Raw genomic sequence first — 20,051 nt, forward strand, 5'->3', positions numbered from 1 at the left:
CCCCTTTCGGTTAGAGGGCGGATAGATTAGAGGGCGTGGAAATTATAAACCACCCTGACAAAAGGCATCTCTCCCATGCGTATTGACCTTATCCCCGTTGGCGTTAACCCGCCTGAAAATCTGAATGTTGTGATCGAGGTTCCCGTTGGCGGGGAACCTGTAAAATATGAATTTGATAAGGAATCTGGCGCATTGTTCGTGGACCGGATTTTGCATACGCCAATGCGCTATCCTGCCAACTATGGCTTTATCCCGCATACATTGTCGCCCGATGGCGATCCGTTGGATGCGCTGGTGGTCGCTCGCTCCCCATTTATGCCGGGCTGTGTCGTGCGGTGCCGGCCGATCGCTGTGCTCAATTTAGAAGATGAGCATGGCGGCGACGAAAAGCTGCTTTGCGTGCCGATTGACGCCACTTTCCCTTACTACCGGAAAATTGGTGAAGGCAGCGATTTGCCAGAAATCGTGATGCAGCAAATTGAACATTTCTTCACCCATTACAAAGATTTGGAACCCGAAAAATGGGTGCGGGTCGGTAAATGGGGTGATGCCGATGAAGCACGCCGCGTCGTACTGGAAGCAATCGAGCGCGCCAAAGAAGCCAAAGAGGCTTGATATGAAAAAGCTATTTTTGGTCTGCGCTGCGACACAGGGTCTCTCGGCTTGTGCCACGCCCGAAACGCGGATCAAAAATGCGTTGATCGATGCCGGTCTATCAAAACCAGTTTCGGCCTGCATGGCCGAACGGATGGTGGACCGGCTATCGCTGTTGCAGCTCAATAAGCTGCGCGGTTTGAAAAAGCTGAAAGAAACCGATGGGCAAAAATTGTCCATTGAGCAATTTGTGAAAAAAACAAAATCGCTTCAAGACCCTGAAATATTGGGCGTCGTGTCAAGCTCCGGCGTTATCTGCGCGATAAAGGCAGGCTGACCGCCTGAAGTTCGCCCTGCCTATCCCGCGAGTTTTGCAAAAAAGCTGAGCCATCCGCTGTCGGCCTTGGCGGTAGGAGCCAGCACGGGAGTGCCCGCCAACGCGCCGCATTCTAGGCAATTGACTTGCGCTCCGCTGACGCCGGTTAACAGTTGCAGATCGGACTGGATGCGGGCCCATTGTTGCTGCCTTTCCCATGCCGCTCGGGCAAACAGATCCTGGGGCGCGCCAGCCATGCTTCGCTGCGTCTCCGCACCCAAAAATGCGCTGAGGAAGTCGGCTTGCGGTTCGATGTAAGAGGGATACCATTTGCCATCGGCCAGCTTCGCCCGCTTTGCCGCCTCGGCCAGCGCGTCATCAATTCCGCCTAACCGGTCAACGAGACCGATTTGACGCCCGGTTCCGCCGGCCCAAATGCGCCCTTGGCCAATTGCGTCCACTTCATCCATCGACTTGCTGCGGGACTTTGCGACGCGGCTTAAAAAATCGCGATAGCCTTTTTCAATCGTGCTTTGGACAAAACGATCAAAATCGGGGCTGAAGCCGTTCAATACATCCGGCTCACCCGCCAGAGGTGTCGTTTTGACGCCATCGGCATTCACGCCAATATTGGCCAGCGCTTCCTTACCGCTGGGGATGACGCCGAAAATGCCAATTGACCCGGTAATGGTTGAAGGTTCAGCAAATATCGCATCGGCGGGCGTGGAGACCCAATATCCGCCGCTCGCCGCCAAATTGGCCATGGATACGACCACGGGCAGCTTCTTTTCCTTTGCCCGTTCGAGCGCGCGCCGAATTTTTTCAGAGGCCAAGACTGAACCACCGGGCGAATCCACTCTTAACACGATAGCTTTTACATCGTCATTTTCGATTGCACTGTAAATCAGGTCGGAAACCGTATCGCCAGCTGCCGTGCCGGGGCCAGCCTCGCCATCGACGATTGTTCCGGCCACGGTAACAACCGCAATCGGGTCGCCGCTATCGTCAGGGGCGTTGGCGGCCAGCAGCGCATTCATTGGCGTTGATGCATATCCACCAAGCGTTTCCGCTGGGTCTTTTCCTGCTTTTTCGGCAACAAATTTTCCGAATGCGATCCGGTCACCCAGCTTATCGACCAGTTTATTGTCGATGGCGAGCTTAGCCAAATCGCCTTGCACCGCTTCGATGGCGGCGGCTGGATCATTGATCAAATTGTCGAGTTGCGCCGCCGGGCGAGCGGCCGCCACATCGCGGCGCCATTCGCCCCATATCTCATCATATACGGCCTTCAATGCCTCTTTGGATTCCGTAGACTGGTCGCTGCGGATGAATGGTTCCACCGCGCTTTTATAGGTGCCGACGCGATATACGTTGGCTTTAATCCCCAGCTTATCGAGCAAGCCCTTATAATAAGGCTGCGTTCCGCCGGGCCCAGTGACAACCACGCCGCCAATCGGGTCCATCCAGATTTGCGAGGCATGAGCGGCAATTTGATATCCATCATCGCTATAGGCAGTTGCGTAACTATAGACAGGCTTTCCTGATTTTTTGACGCTGTCAATGGCATCGCCAATGCCGGATAAGCTTACCTGTCCGGCGCCCAGAAATCCGTCAAGATCAAACACCACGGCCTTAACTTCGTCATTGGTTTCGGCCAGTTTCAATGCCCGAATAATATCGCGTTGCCGATATTCACCAACCGGTGCCTGTCCAGACAGCAGCGTAGCTATGGGATCAACAGCAGCGGGCTGTTCCGAGATAAAACCGTCAATATCGATCAGCAGAGCGCCGTCGCGCACATTGGCAGGGTTGGGCGCACTTTTTAACAGCGCAAACAACATCGCAAAAAACAGGATAAGGAAAAGCAACGCCAATCCATCCTTCAATGCCACCAATATTTTCCAAGCGCCCCTGACAAACTGCATTTCATATCCTCTGCTTAATCTGCTGCTAATGTAAGAAATAGGTGCGCAAAAGCTAGGGCAATTCGATCAACGACATTCTTTGTCGATTCTCCCTTCTTTGGCGTGGCGTAATTGTGCCCGTAAAACAGGCTTTGCTATTTTTGTGCCGGGCGCGGCTTTGTGCTTACCCGCGCTTGCGTTCTTGGCGGTAGGTGCCCAATATCCGAACGGTATTGCAGTGGAAGGCAAGCTCGGCCAAGGCCCGGTCGACGGCTGCATCGCCCGGTGCGCCCTCAATATCGGCATAAAATTCAGCGGCAGAGAAGCTGGCGCCATGTTGGTAGCTTTCCAATTTCGTCATATTGACGCCGTTGGTCGCAAAGCCGCCCATAGCTTTATACAAAGCCGCCGGGATATTCTTCACTTCAAAAATGAAAGTGGTCATCCAGATCTGATCATCCTGTGCGCCGCGAACCGGCTTGAGCGCCTCGTCCTTGGCTAACACGACAAAGCGTGTCGTATTATGATCGGCGTCCTGAATATTGTCGGTGACCGGGTGCAGACCATATAGCTTGGCGGCGGTGGGGGGAGCAATGGCCGCCGCGCCCGGATCATTGTTACCAGCGACAAGCGCCGCCGCAGCAGCGGTATCGGCAAAAGCGATCGGGATAATATTATGTTCGCGAAGATAATGTCGGCATTGGCCCAGCGCCTGCGGGTGGCTGACGGCGCTGGTCAGCTTTGCCTGCGGATCTTTGGCCATCAGGCAATGTTGGATCGGCATGAAATGTTCGGCAATGATCAACAGACCCGATTCGGGAAGCAGGAAATGGATATCGGCGACGCGGCCATGCAGGCTGTTTTCGATTGGAATTATCGCGCGCGATGCCCGCCCATCCTTGACCGCGTCAATCGCGTCTTCAAATGAAAAACACGGCAGGGGGAGGCAATGGGCGTCATATTGGAGCGCCGCGATATTCGAATTGGCACCGGGCGCGCCCTGAAAACTCACGGCTTTAGCGGGATCGCGCATGGCGATTGCCGTCATTTCATGTACGTGTTCTAACGCAAGTTTCGGATAGCTTTCCATAATTTGCGGGCGATAGGGCAGGCGGTTGCGGGGGGCAAGCCGGTTTATCATTTGCAGCTTTTGCAATAGATATGACGTAATCGGCTCTTGCGCGGCATTTGAAGGGGCATTAGAGGGACGGGGTAAATTTCCAAAGGACCGTTTATTTTTTGGTCCGCAAAGACCTATGGGGCTGAAATTCGATGAATGATCGTAGCAACACAATCGCTGGCTGGGTATTGGGTGCGGGTATTGCCGCGTTGGGCCTATCCATTGCTTTTGGCGAAGTTTTCCATGCCGAAACGCCTAAAGTGGGTGAGCAGGGATATGCGCCTGAAGGCGTCGAATCATCGGAAGGCGGCGGTGAAGCTGCTGTGCCGCTCGCGAATTTGCTCGCTGCGGCGGACGTAGCCGAGGGCGAGAAAGTATTTAAGAAATGCGTTGCCTGCCACACTATTGCGCAGGGCGGCGCAAATGGTATTGGTCCTAATTTATGGGCAGCTTTGGGGAAAACTCATGGCCATGCGCCCGGCTTTGCTTACAGTGATGCGCTGAAATCTGTTCCCGGCGTCTGGGATTTTGAAGGCATGAATAAATGGCTGACCAGCCCGAAAAAATATGCGCCCGGCACAAAAATGAGCTTCGCTGGTTTGGGTAAACCCGAAGATCGCGCGAATTTGATTGTGTATTTGAATAGCCAAGGTTCCAACCTGCCATTGCCTGCGCCCGTTGCCGCCGGAGCCGAGCCTGCACCTGCTGACGGCGCAGCTGCTGCACCTGCGGACGCTAAAGCAGGCGCGGAAGCGCCAGCCGCTGCTCCTGCCGGAGCAGAAGCTCCAGCTCCAGCTGCCGCCACACCGGCGGGCGCAGAGCCAGCTGCTAAAAAATAATGCGTTCATACGCCGTTCTTGCGGTTGGTATGCTAACCCTGTCTGCTTGCGGGCAGAAAGACGGTGGTTCCGGTTCAGCCGATGTTGCCGCTGTGTCGGGCGAGACAGTCTTCAAACGCTGCGCCGCTTGCCATAGCATCGAAAAGGGTGGTGCAAATGGACTTGGCCCGAACCTGCATGGCATAGTGGGCCGCAAAATTGCATCGGTTCCGGGATTTAGCTATTCGCAGGCGCTGGCCAATAAAGGCGGCATTTGGGATGAAGCCGCTTTGGACGCGTATATTGAATCGCCGGCCCGCGCCGTGGCGGGAACCCGAATGGCCTTTTCGGGTGTGCGCAGCGCAGAAGAACGCAAGGCGTTAATCGCCTACCTCTCCGAATTAAAGTAACTTATCCGCAGGGCAGGTCGTAGAAACGGCGAATGATGCTCCAGGCATCCTCGGCGCTGTCGACCATTTGAAACAGGTTCAAATCATCCGGGCTGATCGTGCCTTCAAGCGCGAGCTCCTCAAAATTGATCACCCGGTTCCAAAAATCCTTGCCAAAAAGCAATATGGGCAGTGGCTCCATCTTGCCGGTCTGAATCAGCGTCAAAGTTTCGAAAAATTCATCAAACGTACCAAAACCGCCGGGGAATACCGCCAACGCGCGTGCCCGCATCAAAAAGTGCATTTTGCGTAACGCGAAATAGTGAAATTGAAAGCTTAAATCCGGGGTTACATATCCATTGGGAGCCTGTTCATGGGGCAGCACGATGTTGAGGCCGATCGACTCTTTACCGGCATCATCTGCGCCCCTGTTGGCTGCCTCCATAATTGACGGGCCGCCGCCGGAACAGACGACAAAATGCCGCTCACCTTCGTCGGTGACGATGCCGCATTCGCTGGCGAGCCGGGCAAGCTTGCGCGCTTCGTCATAATATTTGGATTTATCCTTTAACCGCTGCGCAATAATTTTGCTGCGCTCGTCGGTGGCTTGGGCCAGCAATTCGTCGGCCTTCGCCGGCTCTGGAATCCGCGCCGAGCCGTAAATCACCAATGTCGACGCGATTTTCGCTTCATTCAAAAGCATTTCAGGTTTCAGCAATTCGAGCTGGAACCGCACGGGCCGCAATTCTTCGCGGAGCAGAAATTCTGTGTCCTGAAATGCTAGCTGATAAGCATCGCTTTGCGTCTGCGGCGTTTGCAATGCTTTTTCTTTTGCAAAGCTGGCTTCTTGTTTCGCGCGGTAGAAATGGCGCTCTTTTAGGTCTTTATTTGTCATGACCCTGTGATAGCGGATCGGAACATGGCTGCAATATCTATCTGCAATATGAATTGCCGTTCAGCCGTGAGGGCGACATATCGAGGTGGAAATGATTGCGATGTTGCTGATTATATTGGGGGCCCAGAACGGTGCCGAACCGGCCGCACGCATCGGCGTGAATTTGCCGCAGGAACTTGCTTTCGCGGCTGTCGCCATTCCAGCCATTTAATACGGTAACTCGCCTGCCGTCTTTGGTCACAAAGGCAAATACATCAACCGCATTGGCCGATGCGTGCTGCGATAGATTGCCGCTACCGCTCACCCGGCGGCAGCTATAGGTGCCCGATGTTTCGATACGGGCAAGATCGGAACCCAGATACTTGCGCGCCGCCGGCCGGACCACATCACGGGCCCAACCGGTAAAGCCGCTGGCAAGATTGCAGGTCATCGGACCCAGGTTGGATGTCGGCGTGCCAAAATCAATCAAGCGAACCGAATTGACGGCTTGGCAACCGCCGCCATATTGTGTGTCTGGTAAAGCTGCAAAGCTGATCTTTGCCCGTTCCAAATTGCTCAGACATAGTCGCGCATCGGGAGAGGAAAATGCGCTGTTGCTACGGCTTGATTTTGGAGCCTCGCTGAATGGAATACAAGCTGACAGGCCAAGGACGGCGGCGCAAATCGGAATGGTTTTCAATAATTTTGCCATAGGGTGATATTCATGAAGGATGGTTAATATAAACCTAAGAATTTCGTCATTGACCGCATCCGCACAACTCATTATCGCAATGTTTATGAGAATGGTTCTCAATAACAAAATATTCTTTTGGGCCGTGCTGGCTGTGCCGGGCATGTTCCTATTGCTGCGTCTGGCGAATGGTTCAGCCGACTTTATGGAAGCAACCGCGCATAGCGGCGAATGGGCCGCGCGCTGGATGATATTGGCGATGATGATCGGCCCATTCATTGCAGTTGCTGGTTTGCAGCCTTGGCTCCGTTGGATGCTGGAAAGGCGCCGGGCGTTGGGCGTCGCGGCATTTATCTATGCGCTGTTTCATCTGTATTTTTACATGACCGATATGGGCGCATGGGATGCGATTTGGGATGAAGTGCTGCTGCCGGGTATCTGGACCGGATGGGCGGCGCTTTTCATCATGCTGCCTATCGCGCTCAGCAGCAATAATCTATCGATGCGCCGGTTAAAGGCGGGTTGGAAGAAGCTGCAGCGATTGGTTTATCCAGCGGCGGTGTTGACGCTTTTGCATTGGCTGTGGGTGCATAGCAGTCCGGTGGAAGCTTGGATTCATTTCACGCCGTTAATGCTGCTGTATGCAGCCCGTATTTTCAATTTCAAAATCCCCTATAAAGCAGGAGCTTAAATCTATGCGTCATTACCTCATCCTCTCCATCTGTGCTGCCGCCGCCATCGCAACATTCAGCGCGAGCCCGGCCCATGCCACAGGCGCGATTACGTGTAAGGCCGGTCCCGAATCGGGTTGGAAACCACGTGCCGAATTGGAGGCCAAGTTGAAAAAAGAAGGCTGGCAAATCCGTAAATCAAAAGTCGATGGCGGTTGCTATGAAGTGTATGGCACGACCCCTGAAGGTCAGCGGGTAGAAGCCTATTTCCACCCGGTATCGCTGGAGAAACTCTATGTGGCACAGCGCGGTAAAGTGCTGTTTCGCAAAAAGGGATATTGATCAAAAATAGCGCGGCCTATCCCATAACGCTTGACTAAACCGCCGCTGTCTTTATTGGCGGCGGCGGGCCACGCGGTCCCAACGCCGCGCGAGCTCTCTGTAAGGAGAAGCGTTTTATGACTAAGTTACCTATGCCAGACGTGCGTCCTGCGCGTCCTCAGTTTTCCTCTGGCCCCTGTGCAAAACCGCCGGGCTGGGATGTTTCCAAACTCAGCACTGAATCACTGGGCCGCTCGCACCGCGCAAAGATCGGCAAGTCGCGTTTGCAGCTTGCGATCGATCTGATGCGCGAAGTGCTGCAAGTGCCCGACACCCACCGCATCGGTATTGTTCCGGGATCTGACACTGGTGCGATTGAAATGGCGATGTGGACCATGCTCGGCGCTCGCCCGGTTACCATGATGGCATGGGAAAGCTTTGGCGAAGGCTGGGTCACCGATGTGAACAAGCAGCTAAAGCTGGACGCCAACGTCATGAATGCGCCATATGGCGAGATACCCGATTTGAGTGTAGTTGATTTCAGCCATGATGTTGTCTTCACTTGGAATGGCACGACGTCGGGTGCGCGCGTCCCGAACGGCGATTGGATATCGGATGATCGTGAAGGTTTAACTTTCAACGATGCGACCTCGGCGGTGTTCGCTTATGATATGCCTTGGGATAAGCTGGATGTTACCACATTTTCCTGGCAGAAAGTTTTGGGCGGCGAAGGCGCGCATGGTGTCATCATCCTTGGCCCCCGCGCCGTCGAGCGGTTGGAAAATTACACGCCCGCATGGCCGCTGCCAAAGGTATTCAGGTTGATGTCGAAAGGCGCGCTTGCCGAAGGTATTTTCAAAGGTGAGACGATCAATACCCCGTCCATGCTGGCGGTCGAAGATGTGATTTTTGCGCTGGAATGGGCAAAGTCTGTTGGCGGACTTTCCGGCTTGATGGCGCGGAGCAATGCCAATGCCGCAGCGCTTGGCAAAATCGTTGCCGACCACGATTGGCTGGGCCATTTGGCGAAGGATGAAGCGACCCGCTCAACCACGTCGGTCTGCTTGACCGTTGAAGGCGCAGATGCCGATTTCATCAAGAAAATGGCCGGATTGCTGGAGGCGGAAAATGCCGCTTACGACATTGCCGGATACCGCGATGCGCCGGCTGGCCTGCGGATATGGTGCGGGGCGACGGTGGATACCGCCGATGTCGAAGCGCTCGGTCCGTGGCTTGATTGGGCCTATCACACAACGCGGTCCTAAAAAATACCGTCACCCTGAACTTGTTTCAGGGTCCATCCGTCCTCTCAGACCAATGGTTTAAGATGCAGAATAGATGCTGAAACAAGTTCAGCATGACGGATTATCATTATCTCCATTTTTGTTCCAAGGAACCAAATCATGACAAAACCAAAAGTACTTATTTCCGACAGCATGGATCCCAACGCAGCCCGCATATTTGAAGAGCGCGGCTGTGACGTCGATGTGATTACCGGCGAAACGCCTGAACAGTTGATGGCGCGGATTGGCGAATATGACGGCCTCGCCATCCGCAGCTCAACCAAAGTGACGCAGGCTATCCTTGATGCGGCGACCAATCTGAAAGTCATTGGCCGGGCCGGTATCGGCGTCGACAATGTCGATATTCCTGCTGCTTCCTCCAAAGGCGTCGTCGTGATGAACACGCCCTTTGGCAACAGCATCACCACGGCGGAACATGCCATTGCCATGATGTTTGCACTGGCCCGGCAAATTCCAGAGGCCGACGCGTCAACACAGGCGGGCAAATGGGAAAAGAACCGCTTCATGGGCGTGGAACTGACCGGTAAGACCTTGGGCCTGATCGGAGCCGGGAACATCGGCGGTATCGTTGCCACCCGCGCACTGGGACTGAAAATGAAGGTCGTGGCTTTTGACCCTTTCCTGACTGCGGATCGCGCGGTTGAAATGGGCATTGAAAAAGTCGAGTTGGACGATCTGCTCGCCCGGGCCGATTTCATCACGCTGCACACGCCGCTGACCGATCAGACGCGCAATATCCTGTCGAAGGAAAATCTGGCAAAGACCAAACAGGGCGTGCGGATTATCAATTGTGCCCGCGGGGGATTGATCGACGAAGCGGCATTGAAAGCGGCGCTTGATAGCGGCCATGTCGCCGGTGCTGCATTGGATGTGTTTGAAACGGAGCCTGCCAAGGAATCACCGCTTTTCGGCACCCCGGGCTTCATCTGCACGCCCCATTTGGGTGCATCGACCAATGAAGCGCAGGTCAATGTTGCTTTGCAAGTGGCCGAGCAGATGGCCGATTATCTCGTCAATGGCGGGGTTACGAATGCGCTCAATATGCCCAGCCTGAGTGCAGAAGAAGCGCCGAAGTTGAAACCTTACATGGCGCTTGCTGAACAGCTTGGCTCGCTGGTTGGGCAATTGTCGCATGGCAATTTGACCAAGATCGCGATTGAGGTTGAAGGTGCGGCGGCGAAGTTGAATATCAAGCCGATTACTGGAGCGGTTCTGGCTGGTTTTATGCGCCGATATTCCGACACGGTGAATATGGTCAACGCGCCGTTCCTAGCGAAAGAACGCGGTTTGGAAGTCAGCGAAGTGCGCCACGAACGCGAAGGCGCGTTTCAGACATTGGTGCGCGTGACCGTGGAAACCGAGCAAGGACCGAAATCGGTCGCTGGAACGCTGTTCGGTCACAATGCGCCGCGCCTGGTTGAAATTTTCGGCATCGGCATGGAGGCAGAGCTGACCGGCGATATGCTCTATATCGTTAACGAAGATGCGCCCGGATTTATCGGCAGCGTGGGTACGGCACTCGGCAAAGCTGGCCTTAACATCGGCACATTCCAGCTGGGCCGCCGCCATGCGGGCGGTGAGGCCATCTTGCTGCTTACTATGGATTCGGAAATACCGCAGCCGGTGCTCGACGATGTTTGTAAGCTGGCAGGCGTGAAGACGGTAAAGGCGCTTAAGTTTTAACATTGACAGCCCTCTCTCCTCGGGGGAGAGGGCTAAGTTCCTATGACCAACATACCATCCGACCTATTGCCCGAAGGTTTTCGGGATCGTTTGCCGCCTCATGCTGCCTCGGCCGCAAAGCTGACCCGTGCCATGCTCGATGTTTTGGCAAGCCATGGCTATGGCCGGGTAGAACCGTCCATGGCCGAATTTGAAGAGACCATGGCAGCGCGCAGCGGCGGTATGATGCGTAACCGGTTGCTGCGGTTCAGCGATCCGGTATCCGGGCATACACTGGCATTGCGCGGTGACATTACGGTGCAGGTGGGGCGCATTGCGACGACCCGGCTCGCTGATGCGGCGCGGCCTTTGCGCCTGTCCTATCGCGGTCATGTGCTTCGTTTGAAAGCAGCACCGCTGAGGCCAGAGCGGGAAATCACCCAATTGGGCGCGGAGCTGATTGGCAATGACAGTGTCGCTGCGGCCAGTGAAATCGTCGCAGTTGCCATCGAAGCGCTGGAGGCTGCGGGCGTTAAAGACATTATCGCGGATTTCACATTGCCTGATTTGGTCGAGCTGCTGGCCAAGGATGCGTTACCGCTGCCGTCCGAAAAAATTGATGCTGTCCGCACAGAGCTTGATATGAAAGATGCAGGCGGCCTTGCTGCGCTGGGCGCACAGGCCTATCTGCCGCTTTTGGAGGCAACAGGACCTTTTGCAGAGGCAGCAGCAAAGCTGGAGGCGATTGATAGTGATGGGCTATTGTCGTCGCGTATTGCGGGGCTGCGGGAGATTGCAGAACGGTTAGAGGGCCGAGCAACGATCACGCTTGATCCGACCGAAAGGCACGGATTTGAATATCAAAGCTGGTTTGGCTTTACCTTGTTTGCACGCGGTCATGCAGCCGCGCTCGGCCGGGGCGGCACCTATACCATTACCCGCGATGATGGCAGCGAAGAGGCCGCGACCGGATTCTCCCTCTATCCCGACCCGCTGATGGACGGGATTTTGGATGCTGATGAAGATAAACGGTTATTCCTGCCGCTTGGCACGGACCCAGCAAAGGCGGCGCGGCTGCGCGGTGAAGGCTGGATAACGATAGCGGCGCTCGACGGACATGATGATGCGCGGCGGCTGGGCTGCGGGCATATATTGCATAATGGCAGGGCCGTGCCGACCGAGTGAAAGGATGCGGCGCGGTAATGCTGGACGAATCTTGTGCTCCGCACTAGGGACGGGCGGAACTTTATTGCAGGGAAAATCACTTGGCTAACGTAACGGTAATTGGCGCTCAATGGGGCGATGAGGGTAAAGGCAAAATCGTCGATTGGCTGTCGAGCAAAGCCGATGTTGTTGCGAGATTCCAGGGCGGCCATAATGCCGGACATACGCTGGTCATTGGAGATAATGTCTATAAATTATCGCTTTTGCCCAGCGGAATAGTGCGCGGTACTTTGTCGGTGATCGGTAATGGCGTGGTATTCGATCCCTGGCATTTCCGCGATGAAGTGGCCAAGCTAAAAGGTCAGGGCGTCGAAATCAGCCCTGAAAATCTGCAGGTTGCCGAAAATGCTCCCCTCATCCTGCCTTTTCACCGTGACCTCGATGGCTTGCGCGAAGCGGCTGCAGGAAGCGGCAAGATCGGCACCACAGGGCGCGGCATTGGCCCTGCATATGAAGATAAGGTGGGCAGGCGTTCGATCCGCGTGTGTGACCTAGCACATCTTGATGACTTGGGACCACAGCTTGATCGGATTTGTGCGCACCACGACGCGCTGCGTAAAGGATTTGGCGAACAGCCGATTGACCGGCAACGCTTGCTGGATGACCTTTGGGATATCGCCGCCTTTATCCTGCCCTTTGCTAAGCCGGTCTGGCGCACGCTGAATCAAGCAAAGCGCGAGGGTAAGCGGATATTGTTCGAAGGTGCGCAGGGTGTGTTGCTGGACATTGACCATGGCACCTATCCGTTTGTAACGAGTTCGAATGTGGTTGCGGGTACGGCATCGAGCGGCACCGGCATTGGTCCGTCTGGCGTTGGCTATGTCTTGGGTATTGTAAAGGCCTACACGACCCGCGTGGGATCAGGACCTTTCCCTACCGAGTTGCAGGACGATGTCGGGCAGCGACTGGGTGAGCGCGGACATGAATTTGGCACGGTCACCGGACGGCAACGCCGCTGCGGCTGGTTTGATGCAGTATTGGTGCGACAAAGCTGTGCGGTATCGGGCGTATCGGGCATTGCACTGACCAAGATTGACGTATTGGATGGGCTGGAGACGATCAAAATCTGCATCGGCTACCGTTTGGATGGCAGGGAATATGACTATCTGCCGCCGCATGCTGCGGATCAGGCCAAAGTTGAACCAGTCTATGAAGAAATGCCAGGCTGGCAGGGTACGACCGCAGGCGCACGCAGCTGGGCCGATTTGCCCGCGCAAGCGATCAAATATGTCAAGCGTATCGAAGAATTGATTGAATGCCCCGTGGCCTGTGTCAGCACATCGCCCGAGCGCGAGGATACTATTTTGGTGAGAGATCCCTTTGCGGATTAAGCTGCCTTGCGCGCTGATCGCCATGTCATTGGCCGCCTGCGCCGAGGGACAGCCTATACCCCAGACACAAGAAGCCGATAAGCCCGCCATGGCCATTCCCGCAGCTCCAGCGACATCTCCGACCAGCCTTCCTGTGGTTGCTGATGGCGTGAAGGCCAATCGGATAATCGTCGATAAAAGCGACCGTGTGTTGATCCTATATGACGGTGATACCGAAATTGCCCGCTATTCTGGCATTCGCTTTGGCGATGCGCCAGCCGGGCATAAACAGTTTGAGGGCGATGAAAAAACCCCCGAAGGCGAATATCGCATCAATGGCCGCAATCCAGCCAGCCGGTATCATTTATCTCTGCGCATCTCCTATCCCAATGCCGCCGACCGCGCTTATGCAAAGTCGCAGGGCAAGGATCCGGGCGGCGATATTTTTATTCACGGGCAACCCAATGGCTATAACGACCCGGTGATAGCGCGCGATTGGACCGATGGTTGTATCGCGCTCAGCAATGCTGAAATTGCGCAGATATGGAAACTGGTGCCCGATGGCACCAAAATCATCATTCAGCCATAGGGTCGCGCGTTAGCTGGGCCCTGCCTCTGCCCCCAGTCCTGCCTTGGCCTCCGCAGCGAGCGTTTGCGATGAAATAACCTGCGCGGCCACCAAGTCACCGATCACATTCAATGTGGTGCGGCACATATCCAGCAAGCGATCGACACCCAAAATCAGGCCCAATGCTTCTGGCGGTACGCCGATGCCTGCTAGGATCAGGGCGATAACAGGAAGCGAACCTGCGGGCACGCCAGCGGTACCAATCCCGCCCAAGATGCAGATCAGCATAACGAACAGCTGCTGCTGCAAAGTGAGGTCAACGCCAAAAAACTGCGCGAGGAACAGGACCGTCACCCCTTCGAACATCGCGGTGCCATTTTGGTTGGCGGTGGCCCCAATGGTCAGGACAAAACGCGATACTTTTTCGGGAAGCTTCAACTGGTCTTTGGCCACGCGCAGCGCGGTGGGCAGCGTGGCATTGGATGATGCGGTGGAGAAAGCCATTACGAAAGCTTCGCGGGTTTCGCTGAAAAATGCGATCGGGGACTTTCGCGCGATAAATTTCAGGATGATCGGAAACACTCCGAACATCTGAATGGCAAGAGCAAGGAGCACCACGCCGACATAGGCGGCAAGTTTTTCAATAATCTCCCACCCAAATTGAGATGCCAGATTGAACATGAAACAGAATATCGCAATCGGCGCCAATCGGATAACCAGACCGATCAGCTTCATTGAGATTTCAAAAACCGCTTCAATCCCTTGTTTCAGCTTTTCGGTATTTGGGCTATTGGTGAGCAACAGTCCGATGCCGAAAAACAAGGCGAAGAACATCACCGCCAGAATATCATTCTGGCTCATCGCTGTGATGAAATTGCTGGGCACGATATTGATAACAGCATCGACACCGGACGGGGTCTCGGCGGATTTTTGGACAATACCCTTTGCACCCTCTTGCCCTTGAACCAGTAATTCTTGCGCCGCTGCCCGGTCAACACCTGCGCCCGGTTGCAGGACATTTACCACCGTCAAACTGACCGCCACGGCGATGGAAGAAACGACAACCGTATAGACCAGTGTGCGGATACCGATTTTTTTCAGCGCCGCTGCCTCGCCCATTTCGGCGACGCCGACAACCAGTGCGGAAAATAACAGCGGGATGACAAGCATGAATAGCAAGCGCAGAAAAATCTGGCCAATCGGGTTGGTGACATAGGTGACAACATATTCGACCCATTGCGCACCGCCGGCAAAGCTATACACCGCAAGGCCAAGCAACAGTCCTGTGGCAAAGCCCGCCAGCATCTGCCATTGAAGGCGATTATGGCCTATTTGGTGTTCGCCATTTGCGGTGGTGGTTGTCATATGCTCCCCAGTCCCTTTTTCTGTGCAATATATGCTAGGGCCAATGCTTAGCTGAGCTTTGACGCAACGGCAACATCGTGTGGGCGAGTAGCATTTAACTATGGCCTGCCTCTAGTCACAATTGAAACTATGAAGCTTGTATGCGCATGCCAACAGGCGCATAGAGGGGCAACCCAAATTCCCATTTGCGACATGGAAAGAGGACATAAATGGCCGCGAGCAAAACCGCAAAAACCCCCGCCACGATTGATAGCAAACTGATTAAACCGATGATGGCGGCTTTTGCTGCTAACACCTTGCCGGGCGAGGATGAAGGGTTTGATGATGCGGCCTGCCGCGATGCCGCATATTTTGCTTTAGAAACGGGATTGACGCGCAAGGCGGGAAGCGTCGCGATTAAAGCCGCCAGCTTTACCGACCAAATGGGACGGCTCGCAACGCGGATTATAATCTGCAATGACGATATGCCGTTTCTGGTGGATTCGGTCGCGGCCGCGCTGGTGGCCAACGGAGTGAATGTCCAGCGGGTAATCCACCCGGTTGTCACGGTGACACGTAACGACAAAGGCCAGCTTTTGTCACTGAGTGCCAAGCGATTGGATGATGGCACCGCTGAATCGGTCATATATGTCGAAGCCGATCGGATCGATTCCAAGCATCGCAGAATCTTGGAACAGCAGCTGACCGAAATATTATTTGAGGTCAGATGCGCTGTATCCGATTGGCAAGCGATGCTGGCCGAAATGGACAAGGATATTGCCGCGTTGCCCGGCGGTGAAGGCGCGGAATTGATCCGCTGGTTCCAAAATGGCAATATGACTGTCCTGGGTCATGAACATTTAAGCCGCGATGGCAAGCGTAGCTCCAAACTGGGTATTTCACGGGCCAGCGAGGCACCAATATTGTCCGAGGCGAGCGTTGCTTTGGCATTTGACTGGTTTGAAAAAGGCGGGCAGGCGCCATTGATCCTGAAAGCCAATCGTTTGTCGCGTGTGCACCGTAATGTGCTGCTCGACCTGTTGCTCGTGCCGGTAATGGATGGGAAGAAAATCACAGCTCTATCGGTTATTGCGGGGCTATGGACGAGCGAGGCAAGCGCCAGCGGGCCGATGGAGGTGCCGCTGCTGCGCACGCATATGCAGGCGCTGATGCAGAAATTTGGCTTTGATCCAGCGGGGCACGCCGGAAAGGCGATGGCGCACGTTTTGACCGCGTTGCCGCATGATTTATTGGTTTCGTTAAGGCCTGATGATCTGGAGCGGGTGACATTGACCGCGATGTCGCTCACCGACCGGCCCAGACCGAAATTGCTTGCTGTCCGCTCTCCGCTGGGGCGGCATCTATTCGTATTTGTCTGGCTGCGCCGCGATGATGTGTCCACCGCCATGCGGCAGGCGATTTCCAATATGTTGACCGATGCAGCGGGCGCTAATCTGCTGGGCTGGTCAATCACATTGGAAGATGCGGGGATTGCGCTGATCCGTTATACGCTCGACTTGCCGGACCGGTCGGTCAAGGTTGATGAGGCCGGGCTGGACGAGAAATTGGAGCTGATGGTCCGCGGCTGGGAACCGGCTGTTGAGGCTGAGCTTGCCCGGCTGCTCGATGAAAAGCGCGCGGCGGCCATGCTGGTGCATTACGGGAAGGCATTTTCGGCAACCTACCGCGCCGCTTATTCGACCGAGGAGGCGGCGCAGGATATGCTCTGCCTCGTCCGCATGGAGCGCGAACAGACCAAGATCGTCCGGCTGCATTCGCCCGATGCTGCTGCCAGTAAATTGGGCCTGAAGGTCTATAATGCGGGCGGCGCGCTGCCTTTAAGCGATGTTGTTCCGGCGCTCGAAAATTTCGGCTTTAACGTTATCGAAGAATCGCCCCGGCCATTGGATGAGGGTAAGCTTGCCTATATTCATGATTTCACATTGCAGTTGAAAAATAATGTCGATGTGCCGTCCGTCATGGCGCGGGCTGATATATTAGAAACTGCCTTGGCTCAGGTGCTGGACGGGGACGCTGAAAATGATGCGTTTAACCAGTTAATCGTCGCTGCCGCATTGGAACCTCAGGCGGCATTATGGCTGCGCGCTTGGTTCCGTTATTTGCGGCAAACCGGGCTCAGCTATGGCATGTTGAATGTCGTGGAAGCCTTGGCCAAAAACCCGGCCGTGACCCAGGCGATCATCGCTCTGTTCGCGGCCTTACACGACCCGCAGGCCAAAGAGGACCGGCAAAAGGCTGCGGCTAAGCTTGAAAGAGCGATAGATAGCGGCCTTGCGGATGTCGCCGCAATTGATGAAGACCGGGTGCTTCGCTTGTTCCGTGCGGTGGTGCAGGCAACTTTGCGCAGCAATGCCTATGCACCTGCCGCCGAAACGGCGTTGGCGTTCAAATTGGACAGCGCCAAAATTCCGGGGCTGCCCGAACCAAAGCCTTGGCGCGAAATATGGGTATATAGCCCGCGCGTCGAAGGAATCCATTTGCGCGCCGGACCTGTCGCACGCGGGGGCTTACGCTGGTCCGACCGCCGCGATGATTTCCGCACCGAGATATTAGGCCTGATGAAGGCGCAGCGAGTGAAAAATGCGGTGATTGTGCCGACAGGGGCCAAGGGCGGATTTTATCCGAAACGCTTGCCTGATCCGCGCGTCAACCGCGATGCTTGGTTCGAAGAGGGCAAAGAAAGCTACCGCATTTTCATCCGCACATTGTTGTCGGTGACCGATAATATTGTCGGCGGAAAGATAGTTCATCCTAAAAGCGTCGTTATCGGCGACGGTGATGATCCCTATTTTGTGGTGGCGGCTGATAAAGGGACGGCCACATTTTCCGATACGGCCAATGCCATCGCCATTGAACATGGGTTCTGGCTGGGCGACGCTTTTGCAAGCGGCGGGTCGGTGGGTTATGACCATAAAGCCATGGGGATAACTGCCAAAGGAGGTTGGATTTCGGTGCAGCGGCATTTTGCCGAAATGGGCATCGATGTGCAAAAACAGCCTGTCACGGCCGCCGGTATTGGCGATATGTCGGGCGATGTTTTTGGCAACGGGATGCTATTATCGAAAGCGATCAAATTGGTCGCGGCCTTTGACCATCGCAATATTTTTATCGACCCTGATCCCGATCCAGCAAAAAGCTGGAAAGAACGTAAAAGGCTATTTGCTTTGCCCCGCTCAAGCTGGGAGGATTATGATCCGAAGCTGCTATCCAAGGGCGGCGGTATTTTTTCACGCAATGCCAAAAGCGTAAAACCGAGCAACGAGATTTGCAAATTGCTGGGGCTCGACAAAAAGGAGATGGAGCCGTCCGAGTTGATCCGCGCAATTTTGAAAAGCGAGGTTCAGCTCATCTGGTTTGGCGGCATTGGAACCTATGTGAAGGATGACAGCGAAAGCAATAGCGAGGTGGGCGATCATGCAAATGATGCCATTCGCGTCAATGCCAAAAGCGTAAAAGCCAAAGTTATCGGCGAGGGCGCAAATTTGGGAATCACCCAAGCGGGGCGGATCGCCTTTGCGCTCAATGGCGGGCGGATCAACACCGACTTTATCGACAATAGCGCCGGGGTCGATTGTTCCGATAATGAGGTGAATATCAAAATTGCGCTCAACACCGAAATGGCATCAGGGGCGTTAAAGGATGCGGCGCGGGTAAAGCTGCTCGCCAGTATGACTCACGATGTTGCTGAATTGGTCTTAGAGGACAACCGTCTGCAAACATTGGCATTGTCGGTTGCTGAGGCCGGCGGCGCACGCGACCTTCCCGCCTATGTCCGGTTGATAGAGACATTTGAAACCGCCGGCAGGCTCGACCGCGCCGTTGAGGGTATTGCCCAAAATGATGAGCTGTTGCGGCGCGTGATGGACGAAAAAGGATTGATGCGCCCTGAATTGTCGGTGTTATTGTCGACTGCCAAAATGATGGTTCAAGATGCCATTGAGGATGCGGCCTTTGTCAATGACGACGTGATGGTGGATGAGCTTTATGCGGCCTTCCCTCCCGCAATGGTTGCAAAGCATAAATCAGCGATAGCCAGCCACCGGCTGCGCCCACAAATCATCGCGACCAAATTGGCCAACCGCATGATTAACCGGCTGGGTATGTTGCATCCATTTGAATTGGCCGAAGAAGAGGGTTGCACCCTGGGCGAGGTCGCGCGTGCGTTTACGTTAGCGGACCGTTTATTCGGGATCAGCGCCATTTGGGAGGCGGTAGACAATTGCAAGATGGAGGAAGCCGCGCGGCTTACTTTGCTGCGCGAATTGGCCACCGAGGTGCGCGCGCAAATGGCTGATATCATCCGCAACGCGAGTAACAAACGGAGCATTGGCGACACGCTCGCCATATACCAGCCTGTGGTCGGCCAACTGTCGAATGCCCGCGCTCAGCTGCTTTCCACAGATGCGAAAAACATAACCGAAGCTTTTGGCAAACGGCTCACCGACAGCGGCGTACCAAGCAAAATTGCCGGTCAAATTATGCGCCTGGCTCAAATGGATGGAGCGATAGGCCTCACTGCTTTGGCGTGCGAACAAGGCGGCGATCCCATTCGGATAACGCAGGCATTTACCGCGCTTGGCAATGCGCTGGGGCTTGGCTGGGCGCAAGGTGCCGCGATGCAAATGGACCCCAAAGACCCATGGGAACGCCTGCTGGTTGCGGGCCTAGCTCGTGATTTTCAGGAAATCCGATTGGATTTCTTGCGCCGCGGTAAAAAAGGTGATCCCGTGCAAACAACCGATAGCTGGCTGACCGATAATCGCGCCAATGTGGACAAATTCCGCAGCATGATCGACCGCGCTCGCACCAATATGGCGCCATCGGCAGCGATGCTCGCCCAAATCGCTGGACAGGCTCGCAGCCTGCTGACGCGATAGGATGGGGCGGGGCCGAGGGTCAGGGCTTATTTCAAGGAAACTG

The 20,051-nt window shown here is 55.0% G+C and carries 17 protein-coding genes; 12 read left to right on the forward strand and 5 right to left on the reverse strand.

The features are described from left to right. Window positions 1-75: 75 nt before the first annotated feature. Both ppa and ACFOWX_RS03845 read left to right on the forward strand, forming a co-directional pair. Complete coding sequence (ppa, locus tag ACFOWX_RS03840; RefSeq protein ID WP_381421476.1) at window positions 76-615, forward strand: inorganic diphosphatase; 540 nt, start codon at window positions 76-78, stop codon at window positions 613-615. 1 nt (window position 616) lies between these two features. Further along, on the forward strand, window positions 617-931 hold the full coding sequence (locus tag ACFOWX_RS03845) for a hypothetical protein (protein ID WP_381421478.1): 315 nt from the start codon (window positions 617-619) through the stop codon (window positions 929-931). A 20-nt stretch (window positions 932-951) separates the two neighbouring features. Here the strand turns inward: ACFOWX_RS03845 and sppA are convergent, their stop codons facing one another. Both sppA and ACFOWX_RS03855 read right to left on the reverse strand, forming a co-directional pair. After that, window positions 952-2,835 (reverse strand): signal peptide peptidase SppA, encoded by a 1,884-nt coding sequence (gene sppA / locus ACFOWX_RS03850; protein ID WP_381421480.1) that lies wholly within the window; start codon window positions 2,833-2,835, stop codon window positions 952-954. 163 nt (window positions 2,836-2,998) lie between these two features. Further along, a complete protein-coding gene (locus ACFOWX_RS03855; RefSeq protein WP_381421590.1) occupies window positions 2,999-3,904 on the reverse strand; it encodes a prephenate dehydratase in 906 nt (301 codons plus the stop codon). Window positions 3,905-4,086: 182 nt separating this feature from the next. Here ACFOWX_RS03855 and ACFOWX_RS03860 point away from each other — a divergent pair, with 182 nt between their 5' ends. Next, window positions 4,087-4,773, forward strand: a complete 687-nt coding sequence (locus tag ACFOWX_RS03860) for a c-type cytochrome (protein WP_381421482.1) — start codon at window positions 4,087-4,089, stop codon at window positions 4,771-4,773. A gap of 29 nt (window positions 4,774-4,802) precedes the next feature. Beyond that, on the forward strand, window positions 4,803-5,162 hold the full coding sequence (locus tag ACFOWX_RS03865; protein WP_381421484.1) for a c-type cytochrome: 360 nt from the start codon (window positions 4,803-4,805) through the stop codon (window positions 5,160-5,162). A gap of 1 nt (window position 5,163) precedes the next feature. Here ACFOWX_RS03865 and ACFOWX_RS03870 read toward each other — a convergent pair whose 3' ends face one another. Together ACFOWX_RS03870 and ACFOWX_RS03875 are read right to left on the reverse strand one after the other, a co-directional pair. Further along, window positions 5,164-6,036 carry an LOG family protein gene (locus tag ACFOWX_RS03870; RefSeq protein ID WP_381421486.1) on the reverse strand — a complete coding sequence of 291 codons (873 nt, stop codon included), beginning with the start codon at window positions 6,034-6,036 and terminating at the stop codon, window positions 5,164-5,166. A 37-nt stretch (window positions 6,037-6,073) separates the two neighbouring features. Continuing rightward, window positions 6,074-6,727, reverse strand: coding sequence for an extensin-like domain-containing protein (locus ACFOWX_RS03875; protein WP_381421488.1), 654 nt, complete (start codon window positions 6,725-6,727; stop codon window positions 6,074-6,076). A gap of 85 nt (window positions 6,728-6,812) precedes the next feature. On the opposite strand from ACFOWX_RS03875, the gene ACFOWX_RS03880 reads away from it, so the two are divergent. From ACFOWX_RS03880 to ACFOWX_RS03910, 7 genes are all read left to right on the forward strand, one after another. Beyond that, a complete protein-coding gene (locus tag ACFOWX_RS03880; RefSeq protein WP_381421490.1) occupies window positions 6,813-7,397 on the forward strand; it encodes a protein-methionine-sulfoxide reductase heme-binding subunit MsrQ in 585 nt (194 codons plus the stop codon). A 4-nt stretch (window positions 7,398-7,401) separates the two neighbouring features. Then, the gene (locus tag ACFOWX_RS03885; RefSeq protein ID WP_381421492.1) at window positions 7,402-7,719 is read left to right on the forward strand and encodes a PepSY domain-containing protein; all 318 of its coding nucleotides are present in this window, start codon (window positions 7,402-7,404) and stop codon (window positions 7,717-7,719) included. A gap of 116 nt (window positions 7,720-7,835) precedes the next feature. Next, the gene (locus tag ACFOWX_RS03890) at window positions 7,836-8,963 is read left to right on the forward strand and encodes a phosphoserine transaminase (RefSeq protein ID WP_381421494.1); all 1,128 of its coding nucleotides are present in this window, start codon (window positions 7,836-7,838) and stop codon (window positions 8,961-8,963) included. Between the two features lie 138 nt (window positions 8,964-9,101). Next, the gene (serA, locus tag ACFOWX_RS03895) at window positions 9,102-10,685 is read left to right on the forward strand and encodes a phosphoglycerate dehydrogenase (protein ID WP_381421496.1); all 1,584 of its coding nucleotides are present in this window, start codon (window positions 9,102-9,104) and stop codon (window positions 10,683-10,685) included. 42 nt (window positions 10,686-10,727) lie between these two features. After that, complete coding sequence (locus tag ACFOWX_RS03900; protein WP_381421498.1) at window positions 10,728-11,849, forward strand: ATP phosphoribosyltransferase regulatory subunit; 1,122 nt, start codon at window positions 10,728-10,730, stop codon at window positions 11,847-11,849. A gap of 80 nt (window positions 11,850-11,929) precedes the next feature. Beyond that, window positions 11,930-13,219, forward strand: coding sequence for an adenylosuccinate synthase (locus ACFOWX_RS03905; protein ID WP_381421500.1), 1,290 nt, complete (start codon window positions 11,930-11,932; stop codon window positions 13,217-13,219). Next, a complete protein-coding gene (locus tag ACFOWX_RS03910; RefSeq protein ID WP_381421502.1) occupies window positions 13,209-13,787 on the forward strand; it encodes a L,D-transpeptidase family protein in 579 nt (192 codons plus the stop codon). Before ACFOWX_RS03905 ends, ACFOWX_RS03910 begins: the two co-directional genes overlap by 11 nt. 9 nt (window positions 13,788-13,796) lie before the next feature. On the opposite strand, the gene ACFOWX_RS03915 is transcribed toward ACFOWX_RS03910, so the two are convergent. Next, window positions 13,797-15,131: a dicarboxylate/amino acid:cation symporter gene (locus ACFOWX_RS03915; RefSeq protein WP_381421504.1), complete on the reverse strand. Its 1,335-nt coding sequence runs from the start codon at window positions 15,129-15,131 to the stop codon at window positions 13,797-13,799. 209 nt (window positions 15,132-15,340) lie between these two features. Between ACFOWX_RS03915 and ACFOWX_RS03920 the strand changes: the two genes are divergently transcribed. Beyond that, window positions 15,341-20,008, forward strand: coding sequence for an NAD-glutamate dehydrogenase (locus tag ACFOWX_RS03920; protein WP_381421506.1), 4,668 nt, complete (start codon window positions 15,341-15,343; stop codon window positions 20,006-20,008). Window positions 20,009-20,051: the final 43 nt, after the last annotated feature.

This window comes from Sphingorhabdus arenilitoris, assembly GCF_042651485.1.
Lineage (GTDB): Bacteria > Pseudomonadota > Alphaproteobacteria > Sphingomonadales > Sphingomonadaceae > Sphingorhabdus_B > Sphingorhabdus_B arenilitoris.